This window comes from Streptomyces luteogriseus, from assembly GCF_014205055.1.
Classification (GTDB): Bacteria; Actinomycetota; Actinomycetes; order Streptomycetales; family Streptomycetaceae; genus Streptomyces; species Streptomyces luteogriseus.
In genome coordinates this window covers 2,332,891-2,359,226 of record NZ_JACHMS010000001.1, presented here as the reverse complement: position 1 = coordinate 2,359,226, position 26,336 = coordinate 2,332,891, and the positions used below count along the sequence as shown (strand labels likewise).

Here is a 26,336-nt window from a genome sequence, read left to right as displayed (position 1 = left end):
AGCACAAGAGATGAGCAAGCTGCGTGTGGCGGTCCTCGGCGCCAAGGGCCGGATCGGCTCGGAAGCCGTACGAGCCGTCGAAGCCGCCGAGGACATGGAACTGGTCGCCGCCCTCGGCCGGGGCGACCAGCTGGAGACGCTGACCGAGGCCGGCGCCCAGGTCGCGGTCGAACTGACCACGCCCGACTCGGTCATGGCCAACCTCGAGTTCTGCGTCGGCCACGGCATCCACGCGGTCGTCGGTACCACCGGCTGGACCGACGAGCGCCTCGCGCAGCTGAACGGCTGGCTGTCCGCCTCCCCGGAGACGGGCGTGCTCATCGCGCCGAACTTCTCCATCGGGGCCGTACTGAACATGAAGTTCGCGCAGATCGCGGCACCGTACTTCGAGTCGGTGGAGGTCATCGAGCTCCACCACCCGAAGAAGGTCGACGCCCCGTCGGGCACCGCCACGCGCACCGCCCAGCTCATCGCGTCGGCTCGTGCCGAGGCGGGTGCGGCCCAGGCACCGGACGCCACGCAGACCGCCCTGGACGGCGCGCGGGGCGCGGACGTCGACGGCATCCCCGTGCACTCCGTCCGCCTGCGCGGCCTGCTGGCCCACCAGGAGGTCCTGCTGGGCGGCGAGGGAGAGACGCTCACCATCCGCCACGACTCGCTCCACCACAGCAGCTTCATGCCGGGCATCCTGCTCGGCGCCCGCCGCGTGGTGAGCACCCCGGGCCTGACGTTCGGCCTGGAACACTTCCTGGACCTGAACTGAGCCTCTGACCGTCATGCGCGCGAAGCTCACCTACGCCGTCACCGCCGCCGTCCTGGTCGTCTACTTCGTCCTGGTCGGCAGCCGTGGCGTCCTGCTCATCGAGACCGGCACACCGCTCACCGTCACCTTCGGTGTGGCCGTGCTGATCCTGCCGGTCATCGGCCTGTGGTTTTTGTGGAAGAACACCCAGTTCGCCCGCAAGGCCAATCAACTCGCCGCCGAACTCGACGCCGAGGGCGGACTGCCCGTCGACGAACTGCGGCGCACCCCCAGTGGGCGCATCGACCGCGACTCGGCCGACGAGGTCTTCGCCAAGCGCAAGGCCGAGACTGAGGACGCCCCCGACGACTGGCGTACCTGGTTCCGCCTCGCCGTCGCCTACCACGACGCCCGCGACACCCCGCGCGCCCGCAAGGCCATGCAGCACGCGATCGCCCTGCACGACGGCAAGCAGCCCGAAACCACCTGACCCGCGGCCCACTCATGCCGGCGGGGCCGGACCGTGCGAACGGTCCGGCCCCGCCGGCATGATCGAGGACGTCAGCGCGGGCCGTACTCCTCGGCCCACGTCTCCACCGAGTCCGCCGCCCGGTCGAAGGCCTCCGCGCGGCCCACGAAGTCCGCGTTGTGCGTCGTCATCAGCGGTACCGGACCGGCGGTGCCGGCCCGGCGCCCGAGCAGCAGCGCCTGCCCCTGCACGGTCCGCGGCAGCCCCAGCCAGCGCACCGGCTGCTGCACCGTACGCACTGAGGCGATCTGTTCCCAGGCCGCCGTACGCGTCGTGAGGAACCCCACGTGTCGCAGCCCGCGCGCGCTGACCCACACGCCCATGCGCAGCAGCCGCAGCGCCGCGGTGATGACGAGCAGCGCGAGCGCGAACACCACCGCGGCCGACGCCAGTTCGGCCGTCGCGGCGATGATGACCGCCGCGAACAGCACGAACGAGGCGAGCAGCAGCGCGAGCGCCGCGACGCCGACGCGCCAGGGCCCGGGCCGGTAGGGCCGCCGCCAGTGGTCACGGTCGTCGTGGGGCAACGGAACATCGTCCGCCGCCTCGAAAACACGGTCGGCCGTCAGGAAGGGCAGGGGCACGGCTGGTCCTCACTCGATCCATGCGTGGGCTGTGCCCGGTGAGGCTACCGATCTGTGTGCCCGGTCACCACTGGCGGGGGGCCGGATGGAGTCACCGCCGGTGCGGTGCTCTTCAGCGCTTCTCGGACGCCTGCGACTGCTGAGGCTGATCAGCCGCCTTGCCGGGCGACAGCGCGGGCGTCCCGATGACCAGGGACCCCACGAGCCCCGCCACGATGGTGAGCCCCAGCAGCCAACGGCCGGCCATCTGACCGACGGACGACCGCTCGCGCGGCGGGGGAGTGACATTGCTGCGGAACCTGTCGGCCTCGGCGACGAAGGCAAACGGTACGGGTTCACGCCGACCGAACATCAGGGGTACTTCTCCTTCAGGGTGGAACGGATCACTTTCGTCTGTAGAGACGAACGAACTCCCTCAGAGGTGCCCCGTTTCACCAACTTCATTGCGGCACGCCACCGATCGCACCGAATCGGCCGGGCCGTAGAGTGGCGTCGCCACACGACGAGATGGGAAGGCCCTGCCAACCGTGACCGACACTCCCGCCGACGACCTCAAACCCAGCTACCGCAGCGACGTCACCGTCGAGCTGGTCAAGCACACCGCGTCCGACGCGGACGTCCTCTTCGCCGCCCGCGTCTCGACCCTCGGCGAGCAGTCGCTGGACGAGCTGAAGAAGGACCCCGAGCGTTCCAAGGGCCTGATCAACTACCTGATGCGGGACCGGCACGGCAGCCCCTTCGAGCACAACTCGATGACGTTCCTCATCAGCGCCCCGATCTTCGTCTTCCGCGAGTTCATGCGGCACCGCGTCGGCTGGTCGTACAACGAGGAGAGCGGCCGCTACCGCGAGCTCCAGCCCGTCTTCTACGTCCCCGACGAGTCCCGCAAGCTGGTCCAGGAGGGCCGCCCGGGCAAGTACGTCTTCGTCGAGGGCACCCAGGCCCAGCAGGAGCTGACCGGCCGCGTGATGGAGGACTCGTACCGGCAGGCGTACGAGGCCTACCAGGAGATGCTCGCCGCCGGCGTCGCCCGCGAGGTGGCCCGTGCGGTCCTCCCGGTCGGCCTGTACTCCTCGATGTACGCCACCTGCAACGCCCGCTCGCTGATGCACTTCCTCGGCCTGCGCACCCAGCACGAGCTGGCCAAGGTCCCGTCCTTCCCGCAGCGCGAGATCGAGATGGTCGGCGAGAAGATGGAGGCCGAGTGGGCCCGGCTCATGCCGCTCACCTACGCGGCCTTCAACGGAAACGGACGCGTGGCGCCGTAACGCGCCCCCGGCCGCCCGGTCAGGTACAGATGTACGGTTCAGCCGTGCGAAGTGTCCGTATTGCGGCATTTGGAGAAGTTCATCTAGCCTGATCAAACGGGTCCGGCACTGCTTGAACCCCCGAGCAGGCAGTGCCGGGCTCCACCTTTGTCACGACTTGTCGCCTGCCCCATGGGCAGACCCGGTCCTGAGCAACGAGTAGCGTGTAACCCATGGCTCCGACCTCGACTCCGCAGACCCCCTTCGGGCGGGTCCTCACCGCCATGGTCACGCCCTTCACGGCGGACGGCGCACTCGACCTCGACGGCGCGCAGCGGCTCGCCGCCCACCTGGTGGACGCAGGCAACGACGGCCTGGTCATCAACGGCACCACCGGCGAGTCCCCGACCACCAGCGACGCGGAGAAAGCGGATCTCGTACGGGCGGTCCTGGAGGCGGTCGGCGACCGTGCCCACGTGGTGGCCGGAGTCGGCACCAACGACACCCACCACAGCATGGAGCTCGCCCGGACGGCGGAGCGCACCGGCGCACACGGCCTGCTCGTCGTCACCCCGTACTACAACAAGCCCCCGCAGGAAGGCCTCTACCGGCACTTCACGGCCGTCGCCGACACCACCGGCCTTCCGGTGATGCTCTACGACATCCCCGGTCGCAGCGGCGTCCCGATCAACACCGAGACGCTCGTCCGCCTCGCGGAGCACCCGCGGATCGTCGCCAACAAGGACGCCAAGGGCGACCTCGGCCGCGCCAGCTGGGCCATCGCCCGCTCCGGCCTCGCCTGGTACTCCGGCGACGACATGCTGAACCTGCCCCTCCTCTCGGTCGGCGCGGTCGGCTTCGTCTCGGTCGTCGGCCACGTCGTCACCCCCGAGCTGCGCGCCCTGGTCGAGGCGTACACCTCGGGCGACGTCCAGAAGGCCACCGAGATCCACCAGCGACTGCTCGCCGTCTACACGGGTATGTTCCGCACCCAGGGCGTGATGACGACCAAGGCGGCGCTCGCCCTGCAGGGGCTGCCCGGCGGACCCCTGCGTGCCCCCATGGTCGAGTGCGCGCCCGAGGAGATCGAGCAACTCAAGATCGATCTTGCCGCGGGCGGGGTACAGCTCTGACATCAGACTTCGCGCGGACCCCCGCGCACCTGCTTCACAACTGAATAAGCGGGCCACCGGTGCCCGCGCACCCCACACAGACAACTGCTTCTGCACGAACGTCACGCGCGCCACGTGCCCCATCGGTACGTGGCGCGCGTGGTGAGGAGAGTCTTTTGAGTCATCCGCATCCCGAACTGCGCACGCCCCCGCCGCTCCCCGAAGGCGGCCTGCGCGTCACTCCGCTCGGCGGCCTCGGCGAGATCGGCCGCAACATGACGGTCTTCGAATTCGGCGGCCGCCTGCTCATCGTCGACTGCGGCGTGCTCTTCCCCGAGGAGGAACAGCCCGGCATCGACCTGATCCTGCCGGACTTCTCGTCCATCAGGGACCGCCTCGACGACATCGAGGGCATCGTGCTCACGCACGGGCACGAAGACCACATCGGCGGTGTCCCCTTCCTCCTGCGCGAGAAGCCGGACATCCCGCTGATCGGCTCCAAGCTGACCCTCGCCCTCATCGAGGCCAAGCTCCAGGAGCACCGCATCCGCCCCTACACCCTCGAGGTGGCGGAGGGGCACCGCGAGCGCATCGGTCCCTTCGACTGCGAGTTCATCGCGGTCAACCACTCCATCCCGGACGCGCTGGCCGTGGCCATCCGCACCCCCGCGGGCATGGTGGTCCACACCGGCGACTTCAAGATGGACCAGCTCCCGCTGGACAGCCGCCTCACGGACCTGCACGCGTTCGCACGTCTGAGCGAGGAGGGCATCGACCTCCTCCTCTCGGACTCGACCAACGCCGAGGTGCCGGGGTTCGTCCCGCCCGAGCGGGAGATCTCCAACGTCCTGCGCCAGGTCTTCGCCGGCGCCCGCAAGCGCATCATCGTCGCGAGCTTCGCCAGCCATGTGCACCGCATCCAGCAGATCCTGGACGCGGCGCACGAGTACGGCCGCCGCGTCGCCTTCGTCGGCCGCTCCATGGTCCGCAACATGGGCATCGCGCGGGACCTGGGCTACTTGAAGGTCCCGCCGGGCCTGGTCGTGGACGTCAAGACGCTCGACGACCTCCCGGACAGCGAGGTGGTCCTCGTCTGCACGGGCTCCCAGGGCGAACCGATGGCGGCCCTGTCCCGCATGGCCAACCGCGACCACCAGATCCGCATCGTCCAAGGCGACACGGTGATCCTCGCGTCGTCCCTGATCCCGGGCAACGAGAACGCGGTCTACCGCGTGATCAACGGCCTCACCCGCTGGGGCGCCAACGTGGTCCACAAGGGCAACGCCAAGGTCCACGTCTCCGGCCACGCCTCCGCGGGCGAGCTGCTGTACTTCTACAACATCTGCCGCCCGAAGAACCTGATGCCGGTGCACGGTGAATGGCGCCACCTGCGGGCCAACGCCGAGCTGGGCGCCCTGACCGGCGTCCCGCACGACCGCATCGTCATCGCCGAGGACGGCGTCGCCGTCGACCTCGTCGAGGGCAAGGCGAAGATCTCCGGCAAGGTCCAGGCGGGCTACGTCTACGTCGACGGCCTCTCGGTCGGCGACGTGGGCGAGCCGGCGCTGAAGGACCGCAGGATCCTCGGCGACGAGGGCATCATCTCGGTCTTCCTGGTCATCGACTCGTCCACCGGGAAGATCACCGGCGGCCCGCACATCCAGGCCCGCGGGTCCGGCATCGAGGACTCCGCCTTCGCCGACGTGGTCCCCCGGATCACGGAGGTGCTCGAACGTTCCGCGCAGGACGGCGTGGTCGAACCCCACCAGCTCCAGCAGCTCGTACGCCGCACGCTGGGCAAGTGGGTCTCGGACACCTACCGGCGCCGCCCGATGATCCTGCCTGTGGTGGTGGAGGTCTGACGGCCCGTCGGGTCTGAGCCGGTACCAACTGGGAGCGGGCGCCTCGATTTGCATCGAGGCGCCCCGCTCCAGTAGGTTTACAACTCCTCCCGACGGGGCACCCGGGCCGACTCAGGCACCAGGAACCATGTCCGGCCGGGAAGGAAAATCCGACTCAGAACTTCTGATAAAGTCGGAGCCGCCGGAAAGGGAAACGCGAAAGCGGGAACCTGGAAAGCACCGAGGAAATCGGGTCGGAAAGATCTGATAGAGTCGGAAACGCAAGACCGAAGGGAAGCCCGGAGGAAAGCCCGAGAGGGTGAGTACAAAGGAAGCGACCGTTCCTTGAGAACTCAACAGCGTGCCAAAAGTCAACGCCAGATATGTTGATACCCCGTCCATCGGATAACCGATGGTCGAGGTTCCTTTGAAGAAAACACAGCGAGGACGCTGTGAACGGTCGGGCCTATTCCGCCTGACTGTTCCGCTCTCGTGCGTGTCATCCCGATTACGGGAAAACATTCACGGAGAGTTTGATCCTGGCTCAGGACGAACGCTGGCGGCGTGCTTAACACATGCAAGTCGAACGATGAACCACTTCGGTGGGGATTAGTGGCGAACGGGTGAGTAACACGTGGGCAATCTGCCCTGCACTCTGGGACAAGCCCTGGAAACGGGGTCTAATACCGGATACTGACCATTGCAGGCATCTGTGATGGTCGAAAGCTCCGGCGGTGCAGGATGAGCCCGCGGCCTATCAGCTTGTTGGTGAGGTAGTGGCTCACCAAGGCGACGACGGGTAGCCGGCCTGAGAGGGCGACCGGCCACACTGGGACTGAGACACGGCCCAGACTCCTACGGGAGGCAGCAGTGGGGAATATTGCACAATGGGCGAAAGCCTGATGCAGCGACGCCGCGTGAGGGATGACGGCCTTCGGGTTGTAAACCTCTTTCAGCAGGGAAGAAGCGAAAGTGACGGTACCTGCAGAAGAAGCGCCGGCTAACTACGTGCCAGCAGCCGCGGTAATACGTAGGGCGCGAGCGTTGTCCGGAATTATTGGGCGTAAAGAGCTCGTAGGCGGCTTGTCACGTCGGTTGTGAAAGCCCGGGGCTTAACCCCGGGTCTGCAGTCGATACGGGCAGGCTAGAGTTCGGTAGGGGAGATCGGAATTCCTGGTGTAGCGGTGAAATGCGCAGATATCAGGAGGAACACCGGTGGCGAAGGCGGATCTCTGGGCCGATACTGACGCTGAGGAGCGAAAGCGTGGGGAGCGAACAGGATTAGATACCCTGGTAGTCCACGCCGTAAACGGTGGGCACTAGGTGTGGGCAACATTCCACGTTGTCCGTGCCGCAGCTAACGCATTAAGTGCCCCGCCTGGGGAGTACGGCCGCAAGGCTAAAACTCAAAGGAATTGACGGGGGCCCGCACAAGCGGCGGAGCATGTGGCTTAATTCGACGCAACGCGAAGAACCTTACCAAGGCTTGACATACACCGGAAACGTCTGGAGACAGGCGCCCCCTTGTGGTCGGTGTACAGGTGGTGCATGGCTGTCGTCAGCTCGTGTCGTGAGATGTTGGGTTAAGTCCCGCAACGAGCGCAACCCTTGTCCCGTGTTGCCAGCAGGCCCTTGTGGTGCTGGGGACTCACGGGAGACCGCCGGGGTCAACTCGGAGGAAGGTGGGGACGACGTCAAGTCATCATGCCCCTTATGTCTTGGGCTGCACACGTGCTACAATGGCCGGTACAATGAGCTGCGATACCGCGAGGTGGAGCGAATCTCAAAAAGCCGGTCTCAGTTCGGATTGGGGTCTGCAACTCGACCCCATGAAGTCGGAGTCGCTAGTAATCGCAGATCAGCATTGCTGCGGTGAATACGTTCCCGGGCCTTGTACACACCGCCCGTCACGTCACGAAAGTCGGTAACACCCGAAGCCGGTGGCCCAACCCCTTGTGGGAGGGAGCTGTCGAAGGTGGGACTGGCGATTGGGACGAAGTCGTAACAAGGTAGCCGTACCGGAAGGTGCGGCTGGATCACCTCCTTTCTAAGGAGCACTTCTTACCGAGTCCTTCGGGATGAGGTCAGAGGCCAGTACATCGGCGAATGTCTGATGCTGGTTGCTCATGGGTGGAACGTTGACTATTCGGCATACTTGATCGTCTTCTCCTTCTAGTACTGCTCTTCGGAGTGTGGAACGTTGAGGGGAGCGGGGAGTGTGTCGGGCACGCTGTTGGGTGTCTGAGGGAACGAAATTTCCTCAGTCGCCGGCCCCAGTGAACTCGCCTGTGTAGAGGGCGGGGTGATGGGTGGCTGGTCGTTGTTTGAGAACTGCACAGTGGACGCGAGCATCTGTGGCCAAGTTTTTAAGGGCGCACGGTGGATGCCTTGGCACCAGGAACCGATGAAGGACGTGGGAGGCCACGATAGTCCCCGGGGAGTCGTCAACCAGGCTTTGATCCGGGGGTTTCCGAATGGGGAAACCCGGCAGTCGTCATGGGCTGTCACCCATGCCTGAACACATAGGGCATGTGGAGGGAACGCGGGGAAGTGAAACATCTCAGTACCCGCAGGAAGAGAAAACAACCGTGATTCCGGGAGTAGTGGCGAGCGAAACCGGATGAGGCTAAACCGTATACGTGTGAGACCCGGCAGGGGTTGCGTATGCGGGGTTGTGGGATCTCTCTTCCACGGTCTGCCGGCCGTGGGACGAGTCAGAAACCGTTGATGTAGGCGAAGGACATGCGAAAGGTCCGGCGTAGAGGGTAAGACCCCCGTAGTCGAAACATCAGCGGCTCGTTTGAGAGACACCCAAGTAGCACGGGGCCCGAGAAATCCCGTGTGAATCTGGCGGGACCACCCGCTAAGCCTAAATATTCCCTGGTGACCGATAGCGGATAGTACCGTGAGGGAATGGTGAAAAGTACCCCGGGAGGGGAGTGAAATAGTACCTGAAACCGTGTGCCTACAAGCCGTGGGAGCGTCGGAATGAAGCTTGCTTCATTCTCGTGACTGCGTGCCTTTTGAAGAATGAGCCTGCGAGTTTGCGGTGTGTTGCGAGGTTAACCCGTGTGGGGAAGCCGTAGCGAAAGCGAGTCCGAATAGGGCGTTTCAGTAGCACGCTCAAGACCCGAAGCGGAGTGATCTAGCCATGGGCAGGTTGAAGCGGAGGTAAGACTTCGTGGAGGACCGAACCCACCAGGGTTGAAAACCTGGGGGATGACCTGTGGTTAGGGGTGAAAGGCCAATCAAACTCCGTGATAGCTGGTTCTCCCCGAAATGCATTTAGGTGCAGCGTCGTGTGTTTCTTGCCGGAGGTAGAGCACTGGATAGGCGATGGGCCCTACCGGGTTACTGACCTTAGCCAAACTCCGAATGCCGGTAAGTGAGAGCGCGGCAGTGAGACTGTGGGGGATAAGCTCCATGGTCGAGAGGGAAACAGCCCAGAGCATCGACTAAGGCCCCTAAGCGTACGCTAAGTGGGAAAGGATGTGGAGTCGCAGAGACAACCAGGAGGTTGGCTTAGAAGCAGCCACCCTTGAAAGAGTGCGTAATAGCTCACTGGTCTAGTGATTCCGCGCCGACAATGTAGCGGGGCTCAAGCGTACCGCCGAAGTCGTGTCATTCACACAATAGGGCCAACGCCTGTGTGGATGGGTAGGGGAGCGTCGTGTGCCGGGTGAAGCAGCCGCGGAAGCGAGTTGTGGACGGTTCACGAGTGAGAATGCAGGCATGAGTAGCGATACACACGTGAGAAACGTGTGCGCCGATTGACTAAGGGTTCCTGGGTCAAGCTGATCTGCCCAGGGTAAGTCGGGACCTAAGGCGAGGCCGACAGGCGTAGTCGATGGATAACCGGTTGATATTCCGGTACCCGCTGTGAAGCGTCAAACATCGAGCATCGTGATGCTAAGGCCGTGAAGCCGCCCTGGAGCCTTCGGGCAAAGGGGAGTGGTGGAGCCGCCGAACCAAGCGGTTAGTAGGTGAGTGATGGGGTGACGCAGGAAGGTAGTCCATCCCGGGCGGTGGTTGTCCCGGGGTAAGGGTGTAGGACGTCAGGTAGGCAAATCCGCCTGACATGTGTCTGAGACCTGATGCCGAGCCGATTGTGGTGAAGTGGATGATCCTATGCTGTCGAGAAAAGCCTCTAGCGAGTTTCATGGCGGCCCGTACCCTAAACCGACTCAGGTGGTCAGGTAGAGAATACCGAGGCGTTCGGGTGAACTATGGTTAAGGAACTCGGCAAAATGCCCCCGTAACTTCGGGAGAAGGGGGGCCACGTCTGGTGATCCGTTTTACACGGTGAGCTGGGGGTGGCCGCAGAGACCAGCGAGAAGCGACTGTTTACTAAAAACACAGGTCCGTGCGAAGCCGTAAGGCGATGTATACGGACTGACGCCTGCCCGGTGCTGGAACGTTAAGGGGACCGGTTAGCTCCATTTCGGTGGGGCGAAGCTGAGAACTTAAGCGCCAGTAAACGGCGGTGGTAACTATAACCATCCTAAGGTAGCGAAATTCCTTGTCGGGTAAGTTCCGACCTGCACGAATGGCGTAACGACTTCTCGACTGTCTCAACCATAGGCCCGGTGAAATTGCACTACGAGTAAAGATGCTCGTTTCGCGCAGCAGGACGGAAAGACCCCGGGACCTTTACTACAGTTTGATATTGGTGTTCGGTTCGGCTTGTGTAGGATAGCTGGGAGACTGTGAACTCTGGACGCCAGTTCAGGGGGAGTCGTCGTTGAAATACCAGTCTGGTCGTGCTGGATGTCTAACCTGGGTCCGTGATCCGGATCAGGGACAGTGTCTGATGGGTAGTTTAACTGGGGCGGTTGCCTCCTAAAGAGTAACGGAGGCGCCCAAAGGTTCCCTCAGCCTGGTTGGCAATCAGGTGTTGAGTGTAAGTGCACAAGGGAGCTTGACTGTGAGACCGACGGGTCGAGCAGGGACGAAAGTCGGGACTAGTGATCCGGCGGTGGCTTGTGGAAGCGCCGTCGCTCAACGGATAAAAGGTACCCCGGGGATAACAGGCTGATCTTCCCCAAGAGTCCATATCGACGGGATGGTTTGGCACCTCGATGTCGGCTCGTCGCATCCTGGGGCTGGAGTCGGTCCCAAGGGTTGGGCTGTTCGCCCATTAAAGCGGTACGCGAGCTGGGTTTAGAACGTCGTGAGACAGTTCGGTCCCTATCCGCTGTGCGCGTAGGAATATTGAGAAGGGCTGTCCCTAGTACGAGAGGACCGGGACGGACGAACCTCTGGTGTGCCAGTTGTTCTGCCAAGGGCATGGCTGGTTGGCTACGTTCGGGAGGGATAACCGCTGAAAGCATCTAAGCGGGAAGCCTGCTTCGAGATGAGTATTCCCACCTCCTTGAGAGGGTAAGGCTCCCAGTAGACGACTGGGTTGATAGGCCGGATATGGAAGCACGGTAACGTGTGGAGTTGACCGGTACTAATAGGCCGAGGGCTTGTCCTCAGTTGCTCGCGTCCACTGTGTTGGTTCTGAAACCACGAACAGCCCCACGTTGCCACAGCGTGGTGCGGCTGACAGTTTCATAGTGTTTCGGTGGTTATAGCGTAGGGGAAACGCCCGGTTACATTCCGAACCCGGAAGCTAAGCCTTACAGCGCCGATGGTACTGCAGGGGGGACCCTGTGGGAGAGTAGGACGCCGCCGAACAATCATTGAAAGGGTTGGTCCCGAAACTTCGGTTTCGGGACCAACCCTTTTTTGTTGTGCGTCACTTGAAGTTCACGTTGCGCAACGAGCATCCACGGCATGGGTACTGCTGCAATGCTCAGGGCCGCCGGCGTCGGACTCGGTGACGAGGTCGTCGTACCGGCCTTCGGGAACGTCGAGGTCGCCGAGGCCGTGGCCATGGCCGGCGCTCTGCCGGTGTTCGCCGACATAGACCCCGCCACCTACTGCCTCGACCCCGCTGCCGCGGAAGCGGCGGTCACCTCGAGGACCGCGGCCGTGGTGGTCGTCCACCGCTTCGGCCGGCTCGCCGACATCGCGCGGCTGCACGGAGTGGGACAACGGCACGGACTGCTGGTGCTGGAACAGGGAGAGTCCGAGGCCCCGTACGACGAGATGGCCCAGCGCCGGGAGCGCGCGGCCTATCTCGACGCGAAGTTGAGGGGTGTGCGGACGCCGGACGACGGTGACGGGCACACCTACCAGCAGTACGTGGTGCGGGTGCCGGGCAATGGGCGGCCCGACCGGGATGCCTTCGCGCGGGCCGTGCGGGCCAGGGGAGTCGACTGCCGGGTGCCGGTGAAGACGCCCGTGCACCGGCTGCCCGAATTCCGGCGGTGTGTTTCGCTACCGGAGACCGAGCGGGCTTCGGACGAGACGCTTGCGCTGCCCGTGCACGCGTCCCTCACCAAGCGGGACATGCAGCGGATCGTGTCCGCCTGCAACGCCCTCGGAGGGCTTCTCCAGCCCGCCTTCTGACGTGGTTGGGACCACGGGTCCGGTCGGGGTATGATCTATTCCGTTGCCGCGGGGGAGACCTCGCAAAGCAACAGGCCCCTATAGCTCAGTCGGTAGAGCGTCTCCATGGTAAGGAGAAGGTCAACGGTTCGATTCCGTTTGGGGGCTCCAGCAGAAAAGGCCCCACCCTCACGGGTGGGGCCTTTTGCGTTCTCCTAGTCTTTGTGGAGACCCGGGACGCGCATCGCCAGGATCGCCATGTCGTCCGAAGGGGCGTCCGACGCGAAGCGTTCCACCGCGCGCATGATGCGGGCCGCGACCGCCCCCGCGGTGAGGCCCGTGCAGGTCGTGAGGACGTCGGCGAGGCCGTCGTCGCCGAGCATGCGGGCGCCCTCGCGGCGTTCGGTGACGCCGTCCGTGACACACAGCAGGACATCGCCCGGGTCCAGGGTGATGGTCTGCTCGTAGAGCTCCAGGTCCTCGATGACGCCGAGGAGCGGCTGGGGTTCGGCGGCCGGCTCGACCGAGCCGTCCTGGCGCAGGCGCAGCGGGAGCGGATGGCCGGCGCAGACCACCTTCAGTTCGGCGCTGCCGTCCTCCTGCGGGCGCATCTCGCCGTAGAGGAGGGTGAGGAAGCGGCTGCGGGCGCCTTCGTCGAGGATCGCGGAGTTGAGGCGCTCCAGGACCGCCGGACCGCTCAGGCCCTCACGGGCCAGGAGGCGCAGGGCGTGGCGGGCCAGGCCGGTGACGGCTGCCGCGTTCGGGCCCGTACCGCAGACGTCGCCGATGGCGAAGCCGTACGCGCCGTCGCGGATGGGGAAGACGTCGTAGAAGTCTCCGCCGACCTCGTTGCCCTCGCCTGCCGCGCGGTAGATGACCTCGACTTCGACGCCGTCGATCAGCGGCAGCTCCGGCGGCAGGAGGCTGCGCTGGAGGGACTGGCTGATCGCCGTGCGCTCCGAGTAGAGGCGGGCGTTGTCCAGGGCCAGAGCGGCTCGGCGGGAGAGGTCCTCGGCGAGTTCCAGGATCTCCTGGCGGAAGTGTTCGTCGGTGGGCTTGCCGAGGGTGAGCATGCCGATGACGCGGTTGCGGGCGACCAGGGGGAGGACGACCGTCTCTCCCCCGACCGCGGAGGCGGTGGCGAGCGTGGGGCCGATACCGGGTGTGACCTGACGGGTCTGGGTGCCGCTGAGGCCGAGGCTGCGCATGGAGCTGCGCAGGGCCGCCTGGTGGGCGACCTCGCCGGGGGTCGTCCAGACGCGGGCGCCGGGGGTGGGGACCGGGTCGGGCGGGGGGACCTTCGACAGCAGGGACTTGATGCCGTCGATGAGTTCCTCGTCCTCGTGCAGGACGTAGGAGAGGTAGGGCTCGGAGGCCTGGTCGGCGATGGTGTAGACGGCGCACCAGGTGGCGAGGGTCGGGACCGTCATCTGGGCCATCAGGGCGAGGGTCTGGTCGCGGTCCAGGGTGCCGGCCAGCAGGTCGGACGCTTCGACGAGGAAGCTGAGGGAGCCGCGGCGCAGGCGTTCCAGTTCGCCCAGGCGGGCCGATTCGACGGCGAGGGCGATGCGGTCGGCGGCGAACTGGAGGCGCAGGGCCTCTTCGTTGGAGTATCTGCCAGGGGCCTCGGCGGCGACGCCGAGGGAGCCGGTGAGGCGGCCTTCGACCTTCAGCGGGACCGTGACGACGGAGCGCATGCCCGTGCCGTTCAGGAGCGGGACCGCGCCGGGGACCGCGGTGAGGTCGTCGTGGACGGCGGGCATGCGGGCCGAGCCGTAGCGGCCGGGGCCGGCTTCGACGGGGACGCGGGCGAAGCGCTGGCGGGCGGAGGGGAGGCCCGTGGAGGCGCGGACCTCCAGCTCCGTCTCGTCGTCGGTGGCCAGCAGGAGGAACGCCGAGTCGCCGTCGAGCATGTCGCGGGCGCGTTCGACGGTGCGCTGGAGGAGGCCGTCGAGGTCGTCCGGGGCGGGGGAGCCGATGAAGACCTCGAACGGGTCGGCGCTCTGGCCCTCGGAGCCGGACGAGGTGTCGGAGGCCGGGCCGCGCAGGGGAGTCTGCAGAACGGCCCGTTCGTGGTCCCGTACCAAGAGGCATACGGTTGACGGTTCGCCGCCGGTGTCGCGGACGCGCAGGTGGGAGGCGTAGACGGGGGTGACGCGGCCGGTGGAGGCGCGGATGCCGTAGCTGCCTTCCCAGCGGGAGAGGCGCAGGGCCTCGGCGATGCCCGTGCTGGTGCCGGGGGTGTGCGGCCAGGCGGCGAGGTCGGTGAGGGGCTTGCCGGTGACCTGCTCGGCCGGGTAGCCGAACAGTTCCTCGGCGTCCTCGTTCCAGGCGGTGATGTGGCCGGTGCGGTCGATCTGGACGACGGCCACGCGGACCCGGCCGTCGGCCAAGGGGAGGAGCTCGGAGGGGAGGGCCGGTCCGGCGGCGCGAGTGCCCACTACGCGTGCGGGCAGGTCCAGTTGGAACCAGACGGTCTTGTGCGTGGGCGTGTACTCGACGCCCCAGCGGCCGGCGAGGGCCGCGCACAGCTGGAGGCCCCGGCCGCCCTCGCGATCGGGGTTGCCCATGTTGATGGCCGTGGCCTGGAGGGGGATCTCGCGCTCGGGGTAGCGGTCGGCCACCTCGATGCGCGCGCCCTCGTCGCTGCGCAGGCACAGCACGTCGGCGGAGGTGCCGGCATGGACGACGGCGTTGGTCACGAGTTCGCTGGTGAGAACGACGGCGTCGTCGACGATGTCGGCGAAGCCCCAGCCCTGGAGGGTGTCGCGTACGAAGGAGCGGGCGCTCGCGACCGACCGGCCGACGGGCTCGAAACTGGCGGCCGCGCGCGCGGTGATCACAGAACTCCTCGACCGGTTCTCGACATGCTGGGCTGCGTGGCCGACCGGCTCGCGCCGCTGTTGCGGCAGGGCGCCCGTCGGCCGGGGGTCCGGGGGCTGTCCCCCCGGGATCAGTCCGGTGGTCATGTGTGCGGCCGCCCCTCCGATGCCCGCTCGTCTTCGTGCCACCGCCCAGGCCGGACGGACCGGCGCGGCTGGACAGCCGGATGCAAGGTTACTTACCTTCGCGGTCCATTCGGATGCCGGTCTGCAGTGTTTCCGTCCGGAGGGTGTGCGGACGATGTGCGAAGCTGCCGAACTGTTATGGCCTGGTTCGGCCAGGGTGAAACACTGGGCAAGCTTCCAGTGAAGGTCCGGGCAGGCTGTGTGCCCGATGCCGACCTTGGGCAGCAGCCCCCTGGAGACGGCCTGGTTTGCAGGGCAGAGAATACGCAGTAGTAACTGGTACGCCGAGCGTGGTACCCGAGCACAGCAGTGACGGTCGACCCCTGCGGGAGGGACACAGTGGAGTCTGGCGCAGCGACGCGTGGCAAGAAGGCGCGCGCGAAAGGCGGACAGTCCCCGATCAACCAGGGCAAGGTGCGTAGTGGCACGACCGAGGTGGACACGGCGGCCCTGAACCGGCTGATGGCGGCCCTGGTGTCGATGCGGGACGGGAACTTCCGCAAGCGGCTCACGGTGTCCGGCGACGGCGTGATGGCCGAAATCGCGGCGGTCTTCAACGAGGTGGCCGACCGCAATCTGCATCTGACGGGTGAGCTGTCGCGGGTGCGGCGGATGGTGGGTCGCGAGGGCAAGCTCACCGAGCGGCTGGAGACGGGGGCCTGCGAGGGCTCCTGGGCCACGGCGATCGACAACTCGAACGCCCTGGTGGACGACCTGGTGCGGCCGGTTTCCGAGGTCGGCCGGGTACTGTCCGCGGTGGCGGAGGGTGATCTGTCACCGCGTATGGAGCTGCGGACACAGGTGCCGGACGGGAACAGCCAGCCGCTGCGGGGCGAGTTCCTGAAGGTCGGGCGCACCGTCAACAACCTGGTCGACCAGCTGTCGACGTTCACCGACGAGGTCACGCGTGTGGCCAGTGAGGTGGGCACCGAGGGCAAGCTGGGCGGGCAGGCCCGGGTGCGGGGCATGTCGGGTTCGTGGCGGGATCTGACGGACTCCGTCAACACGATGGCGTACCGGCTGACCGCCCAGGTGAGGGACATCGCGCTGGTGACGACGGCGGTCGCCAAGGGTGACCTGTCCCGGAAGGTCACGGTTCAGGTGGCCGGCGAGATGCTGGAGCTGAAGAACACCGTCAACACGATGGTGGATCAGCTGTCGGCGTTCTCCTCCGAGGTGACCCGGGTGGCCCGTGAGGTGGGCACCGAGGGAGCGCTGGGCGGTCAGGCGCAGGTGCCGGGCGTGGCCGGTGTGTGGAAGGAACTCACCGATTCGGTGAACACCATGGCCGGGAACCTCACGGCCCAGGTGCGCGGGATCGCGGAGGTGACGACAGCGGTCGCCAACGGTGATCTGTCGCGCAAGGTGACCGTGCCGGCGCGGGGCGAGGTCGCGCAGCTCGCCGACACGATCAACCAGATGACCGAGACGCTGCGGATCTTCGCGGACGAGGTCACGCGTGTGGCCAACGAGGTCGGGGCCGAGGGGCAGCTCGGCGGTCAGGCGAACGTGCCGGGTGCGGCGGGAACGTGGAAGGACCTCACCGATTCGGTGAACACGGTCTTCCGGAACCTGACCACGCAGGTGCGGGACATCGCCGCGGTGACCACGGCGGTGGCCAACGGTGATCTGTCGCAGAAGGTCACGGTCGACGTGGCCGGCGAGATGCTGGAGCTGAAGAACACCGTCAACACGATGGTCGACCAGCTGTCCGCGTTCGGTGCCGAAGTGACACGTGTGGCGCGGGAGATCGGTGTCGAGGGTGAGCTGGGCGGCCAGGCGCAGGTGCCGGGCGCGGCGGGCACGTGGAAGGACCTGACGGACTCCGTCAACACGGCGTTCCGGAACCTCACCGGTCAGGTGAGGAACATCGCCCAGGTGACGACGGCGGTGGCCAACGGCGACCTCTCGCAGAAGGTCACCGTCGACGTCTCCGGCGAGATGCTCAAGCTGAAGAACACCGTGAACACGATGGTGGACCAGCTGTCGAGCTTCGCCGACCAGGTGACGCGGATGGCCCGGGACGTGGGCACGGAGGGCCGCCTGGGCGGGCAGGCCCGGGTGGACGGTGTCTCGGGCACCTGGAAGGAGCTCACCGACTCCGTCAACTCCATGGCCGGGAACCTCACTTCCCAGGTACGCAACATCGCGCAGGTGACGACGGCCGTGGCCCGGGGTGACCTGTCGCAGAAGATCGACGTCGACGCGCGCGGCGAGATCCTCGAGCTGAAGAACACCATCAACACGATGGTCGACCAGCTCTCGGCGTTCGCCGACCAGGTGACCCGGGTCGCGCGCGAGGTGGGTACGGACGGCCGGCTGGGCGGTCAGGCGCAGGTGCCGGGTGTGGCCGGGGTGTGGCGTGACCTGACGGACTCCGTGAACGGCATGGCGTCCAACCTGACCGGCCAGGTGCGCAACATCGCCCAGGTGGCCACGGCGGTGGCGCGGGGTGACCTGTCCCAGAAGATCACCGTGGACGCGCGCGGGGAGATCCTGGAGCTGAAGAACACCCTGAACACGATGGTGGACCAGCTGTCGTCGTTCGCCGAAGAGGTCACGCGTGTGGCCCGTGAGGTGGGTACGGAAGGCATCCTGGGCGGTCAGGCCGAGGTGCAGGGCGTCTCCGGCACCTGGAAGGACCTCACCCAGTCCGTGAACGGCATGGCCAACAACCTGACCATCCAGGTGCGCAACATCGCCGAGGTCACGACCGCTGTGGCCCGGGGTGATCTGTCGAAGAAGATCACCGTCGACGCCAAGGGCGAGATCCTCGAACTGGTCACGACGGTCAACACGATGGTGGACCAGCTGTCGTCCTTCGCCGAGCAGGTGACCCGGGTGGCCCGTGAGGTGGGCACCGAGGGCATCCTGGGCGGCCAGGCGCACGTGCCGGGTGTCACGGGCATCTGGAAGGACCTGAGCGACAACGTCAACCTGATGGCGAAGAACCTCACCACGCAGGTGCGGAACATCTCCCAGGTCTCGGCGGCGGTCGCCAACGGTGACCTGACGCGGCAGGTCACCATCGAGGCGCGGGGCGAGGTCGCGCAGCTCGCCGACACCATCAACACGATGGTGAAGACGCTGAGTTCGTTCGCCGAGCAGGTCACCAAGGTGGCCCGTGAGGTGGGCACGGACGGCATTCTCGGCGGTCAGGCGCACGTGCCCGGTGTGGCCGGCACGTGGAAGGACCTGACCGAGTCCGTGAACCAGATGGCGTCCAACCTGACCGGTCAGGTGCGCAACATCGCCATGGTGACCACGGCCATCGCCAAGGGTGACCTGACGAAGAAGATCGACATCGATGCGCGCGGCGAGATCCTGGAGCTGAAGACGACCATCAACACGATGGTCGACCAGCTGTCGTCCTTCGCGGAGGAGGTCACCCGGGTCGCCCGCGAGGTGGGCACGGAGGGGCAGCTCGGCGGCCAGGCACGCGTGCGTGACGTGGACGGCACCTGGCGGGACCTGACCGAGTCGGTGAACGAGATGGCCGGGAACCTGACCCGGCAGGTGCGTGCCATCGCGCGCGTGGCCACCGCGGTGACCCGCGGCGATCTGAACCTGAAGATCGACGTGGACGCGTCCGGGGAGATCCAGGAGCTCCAGGACTACATCAACAAGATGATCGCCAACCTGCGTGACACCACGATCGCCAACAAGGAGCAGGACTGGCTCAAGGGCAACCTGGCCCGGATCTCGGCGCTGATGCAGGGCCGCCGCGACCTGGAGGACGTGGCGTCGCTGATCATGAGCGAGCTGACGCCGGTGGTGTCCGCGCAGCACGGGGCGTTCTTCGTGGCGATGCCGCTCGTCGACGGCGAGGACGTGAGCGCCACGGACGAAGACCAGTACGAGCTGCGCATGCTCGGCAGTTACGGCTACTCGATGGGCTCCATGCCGACGTCGTTCCAGCCGGGTGAGGCGCTGGTGGGGACGGCTGCCGAGGAGAAGCGCACGATCCTGGTGGAGAACGCGCCGAGCGGCTACCTGAGGATCTCCTCGGGGCTCGGTGAGGCGCCCCCCGCGCAGGTGATCGTGCTGCCGGTGCTGTTCGAGGGCAGTGTGCTCGGCGTCATCGAGCTGGCGTCCTTCACGCCGTTCACGCAGATCCAGAAGGACTTCCTGAACCAGATCGCCGAGATGATCGCGACGAGCGTCAACACCATCTCCGTCAACACCAAGACCGAGCTGCTGCTGGCGCAGTCGCAGGAGCTGACCGAGCAACTGCGGGAGCGCTCGGCGGAGTTGGAGCAGCGGCAGAAGGCCCTCCAGGCGTCCAACGCCGAACTGGAGGAGAAGGCCGAGCTGCTGGCCCGGCAGAACCGCGACATCGAGGTGAAGAACACCGAGATCGAGGAGGCGCGGCAGGTCCTGGAGGAGCGCGCCGAACAGCTCGCGGTGTCGATGCGCTACAAGAGCGAGTTCCTCGCGAACATGTCGCACGAGCTGCGTACGCCGCTCAACTCGCTGCTGATCCTGGCCAAGCTCCTCGCCGACAACGCCGAGGGGAACCTCTCCCCGAAGCAGGTCGAGTTCGCCGAGACGATCCACGGGGCCGGGTCCGACCTGCTCCAGCTCATCAACGACATCCTCGACCTGTCGAAGGTCGAGGCGGGCAAGATGGACGTCTCCCCGACGCGGATCGCGCTCGTCCAGCTCGTGGACTACGTGGAGGCCACCTTCCGGCCGCTGACCGCGGAGAAGGGCCTGGACCTGTCGGTGCGGGTCTCGCCGGAGCTGCCCGCGACGCTGCACACCGACGAGCAGCGGCTGCTGCAGGTGCTGCGCAACCTGCTGTCGAACGCGGTGAAGTTCACCGACTCGGGGTCGGTGGAGCTGGTCATCAGGCCGGCGCGGGACGACGTGCCGCAGAAGATCCGGGAGCAGCTGTTGGAGACCGGGTCGCTGACCGATCCGGACGCCGAGCTGATCGCGTTCTCCGTGACCGACACGGGGATCGGTATCGCGTCCAGCAAGATGCGGGTGATCTTCGAGGCGTTCAAGCAGGCCGACGGCACCACCAGCCGCAAGTACGGCGGTACGGGCCTCGGGTTGTCCATCTCGCGGGAGATCGCGCAGCTCCTCGGCGGTGAGATCTTCGCTCAGAGCGAGCCCAGCCGTGGTTCGACGTTCACGCTGTACCTGCCGCTGCACCCGAGCGAACTGCCGCCGCAGGGCTACCAGCAGCAGCTGCCCAGCCTGGAGGCCGGTGACCTGGTGGCGTCGACGTCCGACCCGTCCGAGCTGTCGGACGTGGAGGTCGAGACGCCGGCCGAGGTGACGTCGTACCGCGAGACGCAGAACGGGCCCGCCGCCCTGTTCCGGCGGCGTCGCAGGATGCCCGAGCTGCCGCCGCGCCCCGCGCAGCTGGAGCAGTGGACGCCGCCCGAGCAGCAGCCGGCGCCCCGGCCGACGCGCGGCATCCGCTTCGGCGGCGAGAAGGTCCTGATCGTCGACGACGACATCCGCAACGTCTTCGCCCTGACCAGCGTCCTCGAGCAGCACGGCCTGTCCGTGCTGTACGCCGAGAACGGCCGTGAGGGCATCGAGGTCCTGGAGCAGCACGACGACGTGGCGGTCGTGCTGATGGACATCATGATGCCCGAGATGGACGGGTACGCGACGACCACGGCGATTCGCAGGATGCCCCAGTTCGCCGGACTGCCGATCATCGCGCTGACCGCGAAGGCGATGAAGGGCGACCGCGAGAAGGCGATCGAGTCGGGTGCTTCCGACTACGTGACCAAGCCGGTCGACCCCGATCATCTGCTGACGGTGATGGATCAGTGGATGCGAGGGGAATGAGGGGAACGTTGGGCAGTTGCGCGACCATGACGGGAAGGTTCGGTGTTCACGCGGAGTTGCCGACGCGATGTGCGCATAGTCGTGTAGAAGTACAAGATCCGGGGAACCTTCTGGTCTCCTGCTGCGTTTCCGCTACGTGCACAGTGACATCCTGGTGACAGGGTGTGGCGACGGGCGGGGTGCGGCTACGATGACCGGCACAAGGACGGGCGGCGCAAGGGAGTCGTCCGCTGGGGCGGCACCCACCGGTGCTTCCACAGGTCCTGCGGACAGGGGAGGCCCCACGCCGGGGCGAGGAGGGCGGGCCATGGTGCAGAAGGCCAAGATCCTCCTGGTCGATGACCGGCCGGAGAATCTGCTGGCGCTGGAGGCGATCCTCTCTGCGCTCGATCAGACGCTGGTGCGGGCATCGTCCGGGGAGGAAGCGCTCAAAGCGCTGCTCACGGACGACTTCGCGGTCATCCTGCTGGATGTCCAGATGCCGGGCATGGACGGCTTCGAGACCGCCGCGCACATCAAGCGCCGCGAGCGGACCCGGGACATCCCGATCATCTTCCTCACGGCGATCAATCACGGCCCGCACCACACCTTCCGGGGGTACGCGGCGGGCGCGGTGGACTACATCTCCAAGCCGTTCGACCCGTGGGTGCTGCGCGCGAAGGTCTCCGTCTTCGTCGAGCTGTACATGAAGAACTGCCAGCTCCGGGAACAGGCGTCGCTGCTGCGGCTCCAGTTGGAGGGCAATGGCAAGGACGCGGGCGGTGAGGCCAAGGAGTCGGCCGGGCTGCTCGCCGAGCTCTCCGCACGGCTCGCGGCCGTCGAGGAGCAGGCCGAAGCGCTGACCAAGCAGCTCAACGACGAGTCGACGGACGCCGCCGCGGTGGCCACGGCGGCTCATCTGGAGCGCAAGCTCACGGGTTTGCGGCGGGCGCTGGACGCGCTGGAGCCGGGCACCGGGAGCACGTCCTCGGTGTCCTCGCAGAACTGACCCACCCACAGCCGGGATTGCCCGTCCGTGAGCGCGCGTCAGTTTCGTGCCTCTCCCGACGCGACACGAACGGGTGAAGCCGTAGACACGCGTGTCCCCTGTCGTCTCCACCGGTAACCTCACACCCATGGCCTCACGTCCCTCCGCAGCCAAGAAGCCGCCGCCCGCGAAGAAGGCGGCCGCGAAGGCTCCGGCGAAGAAGGCCGCCGCCAAGAAGGCTCCCGCGAAGAAGGCGCCCGCCCGGAAGGCCGCGGCCAAGAAGGTCGCGCCCAAACCGGCGCCCAGCCCCACCGGCGGTATCTACCGGCTGGTGCGTGCCGTTTGGCTCGGTGTGGCGCACGCGGTCGGCGCCGTGTTCCGCGGCATAGGGCAGGGCGCCAAGAACCTCGACCCGGCCCACCGCAAGGACGGTGTCGCCCTGCTGCTGCTCGCCATCGCGCTGATCGTCGCCGCGGGCACCTGGGCCGACCTCAAGGGCCCCGTGGGAGACCTCGTCGAGATCCTGGTGACCGGCGCCTTCGGCCGGCTCGACCTGCTCGTGCCGATACTGCTCGCCGTCATCGCCGTGCGGTTCATCCGCCACCCGGAGAAGCCCGAGGCCAACGGACGCATCGTCATCGGTCTGTCCGCGCTCGTCATCGGCGTGCTCGGCCAGGTCCACATCGCGTGCGGCTCACCCGCGCGCGGCGACGGCATGCAGGCCATACGGGACGCCGGCGGCCTCATCGGCTGGTCCATGGCGACCCCGCTGTCGTACGCCATGGGCGACATGCTCGCCGTGCCGCTGCTGGTGCTGCTGACGGTCTTCGGGCTGCTCGTCGTCACGGCCACGCCGGTCAACGCCATTCCGCAGCGGCTGCGGCTGCTCGGGGTGCGTCTCGGGATCCTCCGCGACCCGGCCGGGGACGAGTTCGGTTTCGACGAGGACGACGAGCGCTACGAGGAGCAGTGGCGCGAGGCGCTTCCCGCACGCCCGCGCGGCAGGCGTGCGCCGGCGCCCGAGGCGTACGACCCGGACAGTGCGGAGGAGGAGGCGCTCACCCGGCGCCGTGGCCGCCCCCGCCGCTCGGCGGTGCCGCAGCCCGACATGGACCGGCGCAGGGACGCCGTGGACGTCGCGGCGGCGGCAGCGGCGGCCCTCGACGGTGCCGTGCTGCACGGCATGCCGCCCTCCCCGATCGTCGCCGACCTCACCCAGGGCGTACGGGTGGGGGACCAGGAGGCGACCACCCCGACGCCGGTTCCGTCCGCCCGGCCCCAGCAGGAGAAGCTCAAGCAGGACAGGCCCGAGCAGGACAAGCCCGAACAACCGAAGCCGAGGCCCGGTGTCCGGGACCTCACCAAGTCCCCGCCCGCCGAACCCCGTGACCTGCCCCCGCGCGCGGAGCAGCTCCAGCTCTCCGGCGACATCACGTACTCCCTGCCGCCCCTCGACCTGCTGGAGCGCGGCGGCCCGGGCAAGTCCCGCAGCGCCGCCAACGACCTCATCGTCGAGTCGCTGACCACGGTCTTCACCGAGTTCAAGGTGGACGCCAGTGTCACCGGCTTCACCCGCGGGCCGACGGTCACGCGCTACGAGGTCGAGCTCGGCCCCGCTGTGAAGGTCGAGCGGATCACCGCGCTGACCAAGAACATCGCCTACGCCGTCGCCAGCCCGGACGTGCGGATCATCAGCCCGATCCCCGGCAAGTCCGCGGTCGGCATCGAGATCCCCAACACCGACCGGGAGATGGTCAACCTCGGCGACGTCCTGCGTCTCGCGGAGTCGGCCGAGGACGACGACCCGATGCTGGTCGCCTTCGGCAAGGACGTCGAGGGCGGCTACGTCATGCACTCGCTGGCGAAGATGCCGCACATGCTGGTCGCCGGCGCCACCGGCTCCGGCAAGTCGTCCTGCATCAACTGTCTGATCACCTCGGTCATGATGCGGGCGACCCCCGAGGACGTGCGGATGATCCTGGTCGACCCCAAGCGGGTCGAGCTGACCGCGTACGAGGGCATCCCGCACCTGATCACGCCGATCATCACCAACCCCAAGCGGGCCGCCGAGGCGCTCCAGTGGGTCGTGCGCGAGATGGACCTGCGTTATGACGACCTGGCTGCCTACGGCTACCGGCACATCGACGACTTCAACCGGGCCGTGCGCGAGGGCAAGGTCAAGCCGCCCGAGGGCAGCGAGCGCGAGCTCCAGCCGTACCCCTACCTGCTGGTCATCGTCGACGAGCTCGCCGACCTGATGATGGTCGCGCCGCGGGACGTCGAGGACGCGATCGTGCGCATCACGCAGCTCGCGCGCGCGGCCGGCATCCACCTGGTGCTTGCCACACAGCGGCCGTCGGTGGACGTCGTCACCGGTCTGATCAAGGCGAACGTCCCGTCGCGGCTGGCGTTCGCCACGTCCTCGCTGGCCGACTCGCGGGTCATCCTCGACCAGCCCGGCGCCGAGAAGCTCATCGGCAAGGGCGACGGGCTGTTCCTGCCCATGGGGGCCAACAAGCCCACCCGTATGCAGGGCGCCTTCGTCACCGAGGAGGAGATCGCTGGCGTCGTCCGGCACTGCAAGGACCAGATGACGCCGGTCTTCCGGGACGACGTCGTCGTGGGCACCAAGCAGAAGAAGGAGATCGACGAGGATATCGGCGACGACCTCGACCTGCTGTGCCAGGCGGCCGAGCTGGTCGTCTCCACGCAGTTCGGGTCGACGTCCATGCTCCAGCGCAAGCTGCGGGTCGGCTTCGCCAAGGCCGGCCGGCTCATGGACCTGATGGAGTCGCGGAACATCGTCGGACCGAGCGAGGGTTCGAAGGCTCGTGACGTTCTTGTGAAGCCTGACGAGCTGGATGGCGTGCTCGCCCTGATCCGGGGGGAGTCTGAAGAGTAGGGAAGCGGGACACGGCGATCGCTCGTCGGACGTTACGGCAACCGGGTGTCCGGATCGTGACGTTCCCGTGAGGGATCATCGGGCAACCGTTTCCCTTCGGCGTACGTCAAGTTGAGGGAAGCGACAACCAGCGACCCCACCATCGGAATGTCGGGCCATTCCGATGGCGTACAAAGTGACACCGCCCGGTTGCCCCACCCTTTTGGTACCCCCCTAGACTGAACCTCCAGCACAGGCGGCCACACGCTCGAAAGGCGCCCCCGTGTCCATCGGCAACTCCCCTGAAGACGAGCGTCCGTTCGAAAACGAGCACGTCGAAGCAGACCACGAGGAAGCCCGCCCCTCCATCGGCCATGTCCTGCGGCAGGCTCGTATCGCCGCCGGGCTGACCGTCGACGACGTCAGTAGCGCCACCCGGGTCCGCATGAACATCGTGCACGCCATCGAGGCGGACGACTTCTCCGCCTGCGGCGGGGACGTCTACGCCCGTGGGCACATCCGGACCCTGGCCAAGGCCGTCCATCTCGATCCCGAGCCGCTGCTCGCCCAGTACGGCGACGAGCACGGCGGGCGCCCGGCACCGACCCCGGCGGCTCCCCTCTTCGAGGCGGAGCGCATCCGTCCGGAGCGGCGGGGACCCAACTGGACCGCGGCCATGGTCGCCGCGATCGTCGCCGTGATCGGTTTCGTCGGGTTCACGATGTTCCAGGGCGACGACAGCGGCAACGAGGCGAACGTGGCCGAGGGCTCCACGCCCAGCGACTCCGCCTCCCCGACCACCAAGACCAAGAAGCCCGCCGACCCCAAGCCCGAAGCGTCCGACAGCGCCATCGCGGCCGCGCCGCAGGACAAGGTGACGGTCCGGGTGGCCGCCGCCGACGGCCGCAGCTGGATCGCCGCCAAGGACCACAACGGCCGGATGATCTTCGACGGCGTCCTCAAGCAGGGTGACACCAAGACCTTCCAGGACAGTTCGAAGGTCCACCTCGTTCTCGGAGACGCCGGCGCGATCGACCTCTTCGTCAACGGCAAGAAGATCGAGGAGAACTTCCAGCCGGGGGCCGTCGAACGCCTGACGTACACGAAGGGCGACCCCGAGGCCGGGTGACCGGACCGAAAAGTCCGGTTGATGCGGGGTTGGCCGGGAAATGGCCAACC

General features: G+C 66.8%; 13 protein-coding genes, 1 tRNA gene and 3 rRNA genes. 14 read left to right on the top strand and 3 right to left on the bottom strand.

The window, feature by feature from the left end; all coding sequences use genetic code 11:
* The first annotated feature begins 10 nt into the window (after nucleotides 1-10).
* Both dapB and BJ965_RS10230 read left to right on the top strand, forming a co-directional pair.
* Nucleotides 11-763, top strand: coding sequence for a 4-hydroxy-tetrahydrodipicolinate reductase (dapB, locus tag BJ965_RS10235; protein WP_184908378.1), 753 nt, complete (start codon nucleotides 11-13; stop codon nucleotides 761-763).
* Nucleotides 764-776: 13 nt separating this feature from the next.
* Nucleotides 777-1,232, top strand: coding sequence for a tetratricopeptide repeat protein (locus tag BJ965_RS10230; protein WP_030853253.1), 456 nt, complete (start codon nucleotides 777-779; stop codon nucleotides 1,230-1,232).
* Between the two features lie 71 nt (nucleotides 1,233-1,303).
* Here the strand turns inward: BJ965_RS10230 and BJ965_RS10225 are convergent, their stop codons facing one another.
* The gene (locus BJ965_RS10225) at nucleotides 1,304-1,855 is read right to left on the bottom strand and encodes a PH domain-containing protein (protein WP_184908377.1); all 552 of its coding nucleotides are present in this window, start codon (nucleotides 1,853-1,855) and stop codon (nucleotides 1,304-1,306) included.
* Between the two features lie 112 nt (nucleotides 1,856-1,967).
* Nucleotides 1,968-2,207, bottom strand: coding sequence for a hypothetical protein (locus BJ965_RS10220; protein WP_184908376.1), 240 nt, complete (start codon nucleotides 2,205-2,207; stop codon nucleotides 1,968-1,970).
* 175 nt (nucleotides 2,208-2,382) lie between these two features.
* Here BJ965_RS10220 and thyX point away from each other — a divergent pair, with 175 nt between their 5' ends.
* From thyX to BJ965_RS10180, 8 genes are all read left to right on the top strand, one after another.
* Nucleotides 2,383-3,123, top strand: a complete 741-nt coding sequence (thyX, locus tag BJ965_RS10215; RefSeq protein ID WP_030853261.1) for an FAD-dependent thymidylate synthase — start codon at nucleotides 2,383-2,385, stop codon at nucleotides 3,121-3,123.
* A gap of 212 nt (nucleotides 3,124-3,335) precedes the next feature.
* Nucleotides 3,336-4,235: a 4-hydroxy-tetrahydrodipicolinate synthase gene (gene dapA, locus BJ965_RS10210; RefSeq protein WP_030853264.1), complete on the top strand. Its 900-nt coding sequence runs from the start codon at nucleotides 3,336-3,338 to the stop codon at nucleotides 4,233-4,235.
* Nucleotides 4,236-4,390: 155 nt separating this feature from the next.
* Nucleotides 4,391-6,076, top strand: a complete 1,686-nt coding sequence (locus BJ965_RS10205) for a ribonuclease J (protein WP_184908375.1) — start codon at nucleotides 4,391-4,393, stop codon at nucleotides 6,074-6,076.
* A 500-nt stretch (nucleotides 6,077-6,576) separates the two neighbouring features.
* Nucleotides 6,577-8,102, top strand: a 16S ribosomal RNA gene (locus tag BJ965_RS10200).
* A gap of 309 nt (nucleotides 8,103-8,411) precedes the next feature.
* Nucleotides 8,412-11,531 (top strand): 23S ribosomal RNA (locus tag BJ965_RS10195).
* 86 nt (nucleotides 11,532-11,617) lie between these two features.
* Nucleotides 11,618-11,734: ribosomal RNA gene (rrf, locus tag BJ965_RS10190) — 5S ribosomal RNA — on the top strand.
* The 16S, 23S and 5S rRNA genes sit together here, the layout of an rRNA operon.
* 114 nt (nucleotides 11,735-11,848) lie before the next feature.
* A complete protein-coding gene (locus BJ965_RS10185; protein WP_184917027.1) occupies nucleotides 11,849-12,511 on the top strand; it encodes a DegT/DnrJ/EryC1/StrS family aminotransferase in 663 nt (220 codons plus the stop codon).
* A gap of 74 nt (nucleotides 12,512-12,585) precedes the next feature.
* A tRNA-Thr gene (locus BJ965_RS10180) sits at nucleotides 12,586-12,661 on the top strand.
* Nucleotides 12,662-12,705: 44 nt separating this feature from the next.
* On the opposite strand, the gene BJ965_RS10175 is transcribed toward BJ965_RS10180, so the two are convergent.
* A complete protein-coding gene (locus BJ965_RS10175; RefSeq protein ID WP_184908374.1) occupies nucleotides 12,706-15,459 on the bottom strand; it encodes a SpoIIE family protein phosphatase in 2,754 nt (917 codons plus the stop codon).
* A 378-nt stretch (nucleotides 15,460-15,837) separates the two neighbouring features.
* Here BJ965_RS10175 and BJ965_RS10170 point away from each other — a divergent pair, with 378 nt between their 5' ends.
* From BJ965_RS10170 to BJ965_RS10155, 4 genes are all read left to right on the top strand, one after another.
* Nucleotides 15,838-21,309 (top strand): HAMP domain-containing protein, encoded by a 5,472-nt coding sequence (locus BJ965_RS10170; RefSeq protein ID WP_184908373.1) that lies wholly within the window; start codon nucleotides 15,838-15,840, stop codon nucleotides 21,307-21,309.
* 307 nt (nucleotides 21,310-21,616) lie between these two features.
* The gene (locus BJ965_RS10165; RefSeq protein ID WP_030853408.1) at nucleotides 21,617-22,297 is read left to right on the top strand and encodes a response regulator; all 681 of its coding nucleotides are present in this window, start codon (nucleotides 21,617-21,619) and stop codon (nucleotides 22,295-22,297) included.
* Between the two features lie 127 nt (nucleotides 22,298-22,424).
* Nucleotides 22,425-25,178 (top strand): FtsK/SpoIIIE family DNA translocase, encoded by a 2,754-nt coding sequence (locus BJ965_RS10160; protein ID WP_184908372.1) that lies wholly within the window; start codon nucleotides 22,425-22,427, stop codon nucleotides 25,176-25,178.
* 262 nt (nucleotides 25,179-25,440) lie between these two features.
* Nucleotides 25,441-26,286, top strand: a complete 846-nt coding sequence (locus BJ965_RS10155) for a helix-turn-helix domain-containing protein (RefSeq protein WP_030853403.1) — start codon at nucleotides 25,441-25,443, stop codon at nucleotides 26,284-26,286.
* Nucleotides 26,287-26,336 lie beyond the last annotated feature (50 nt).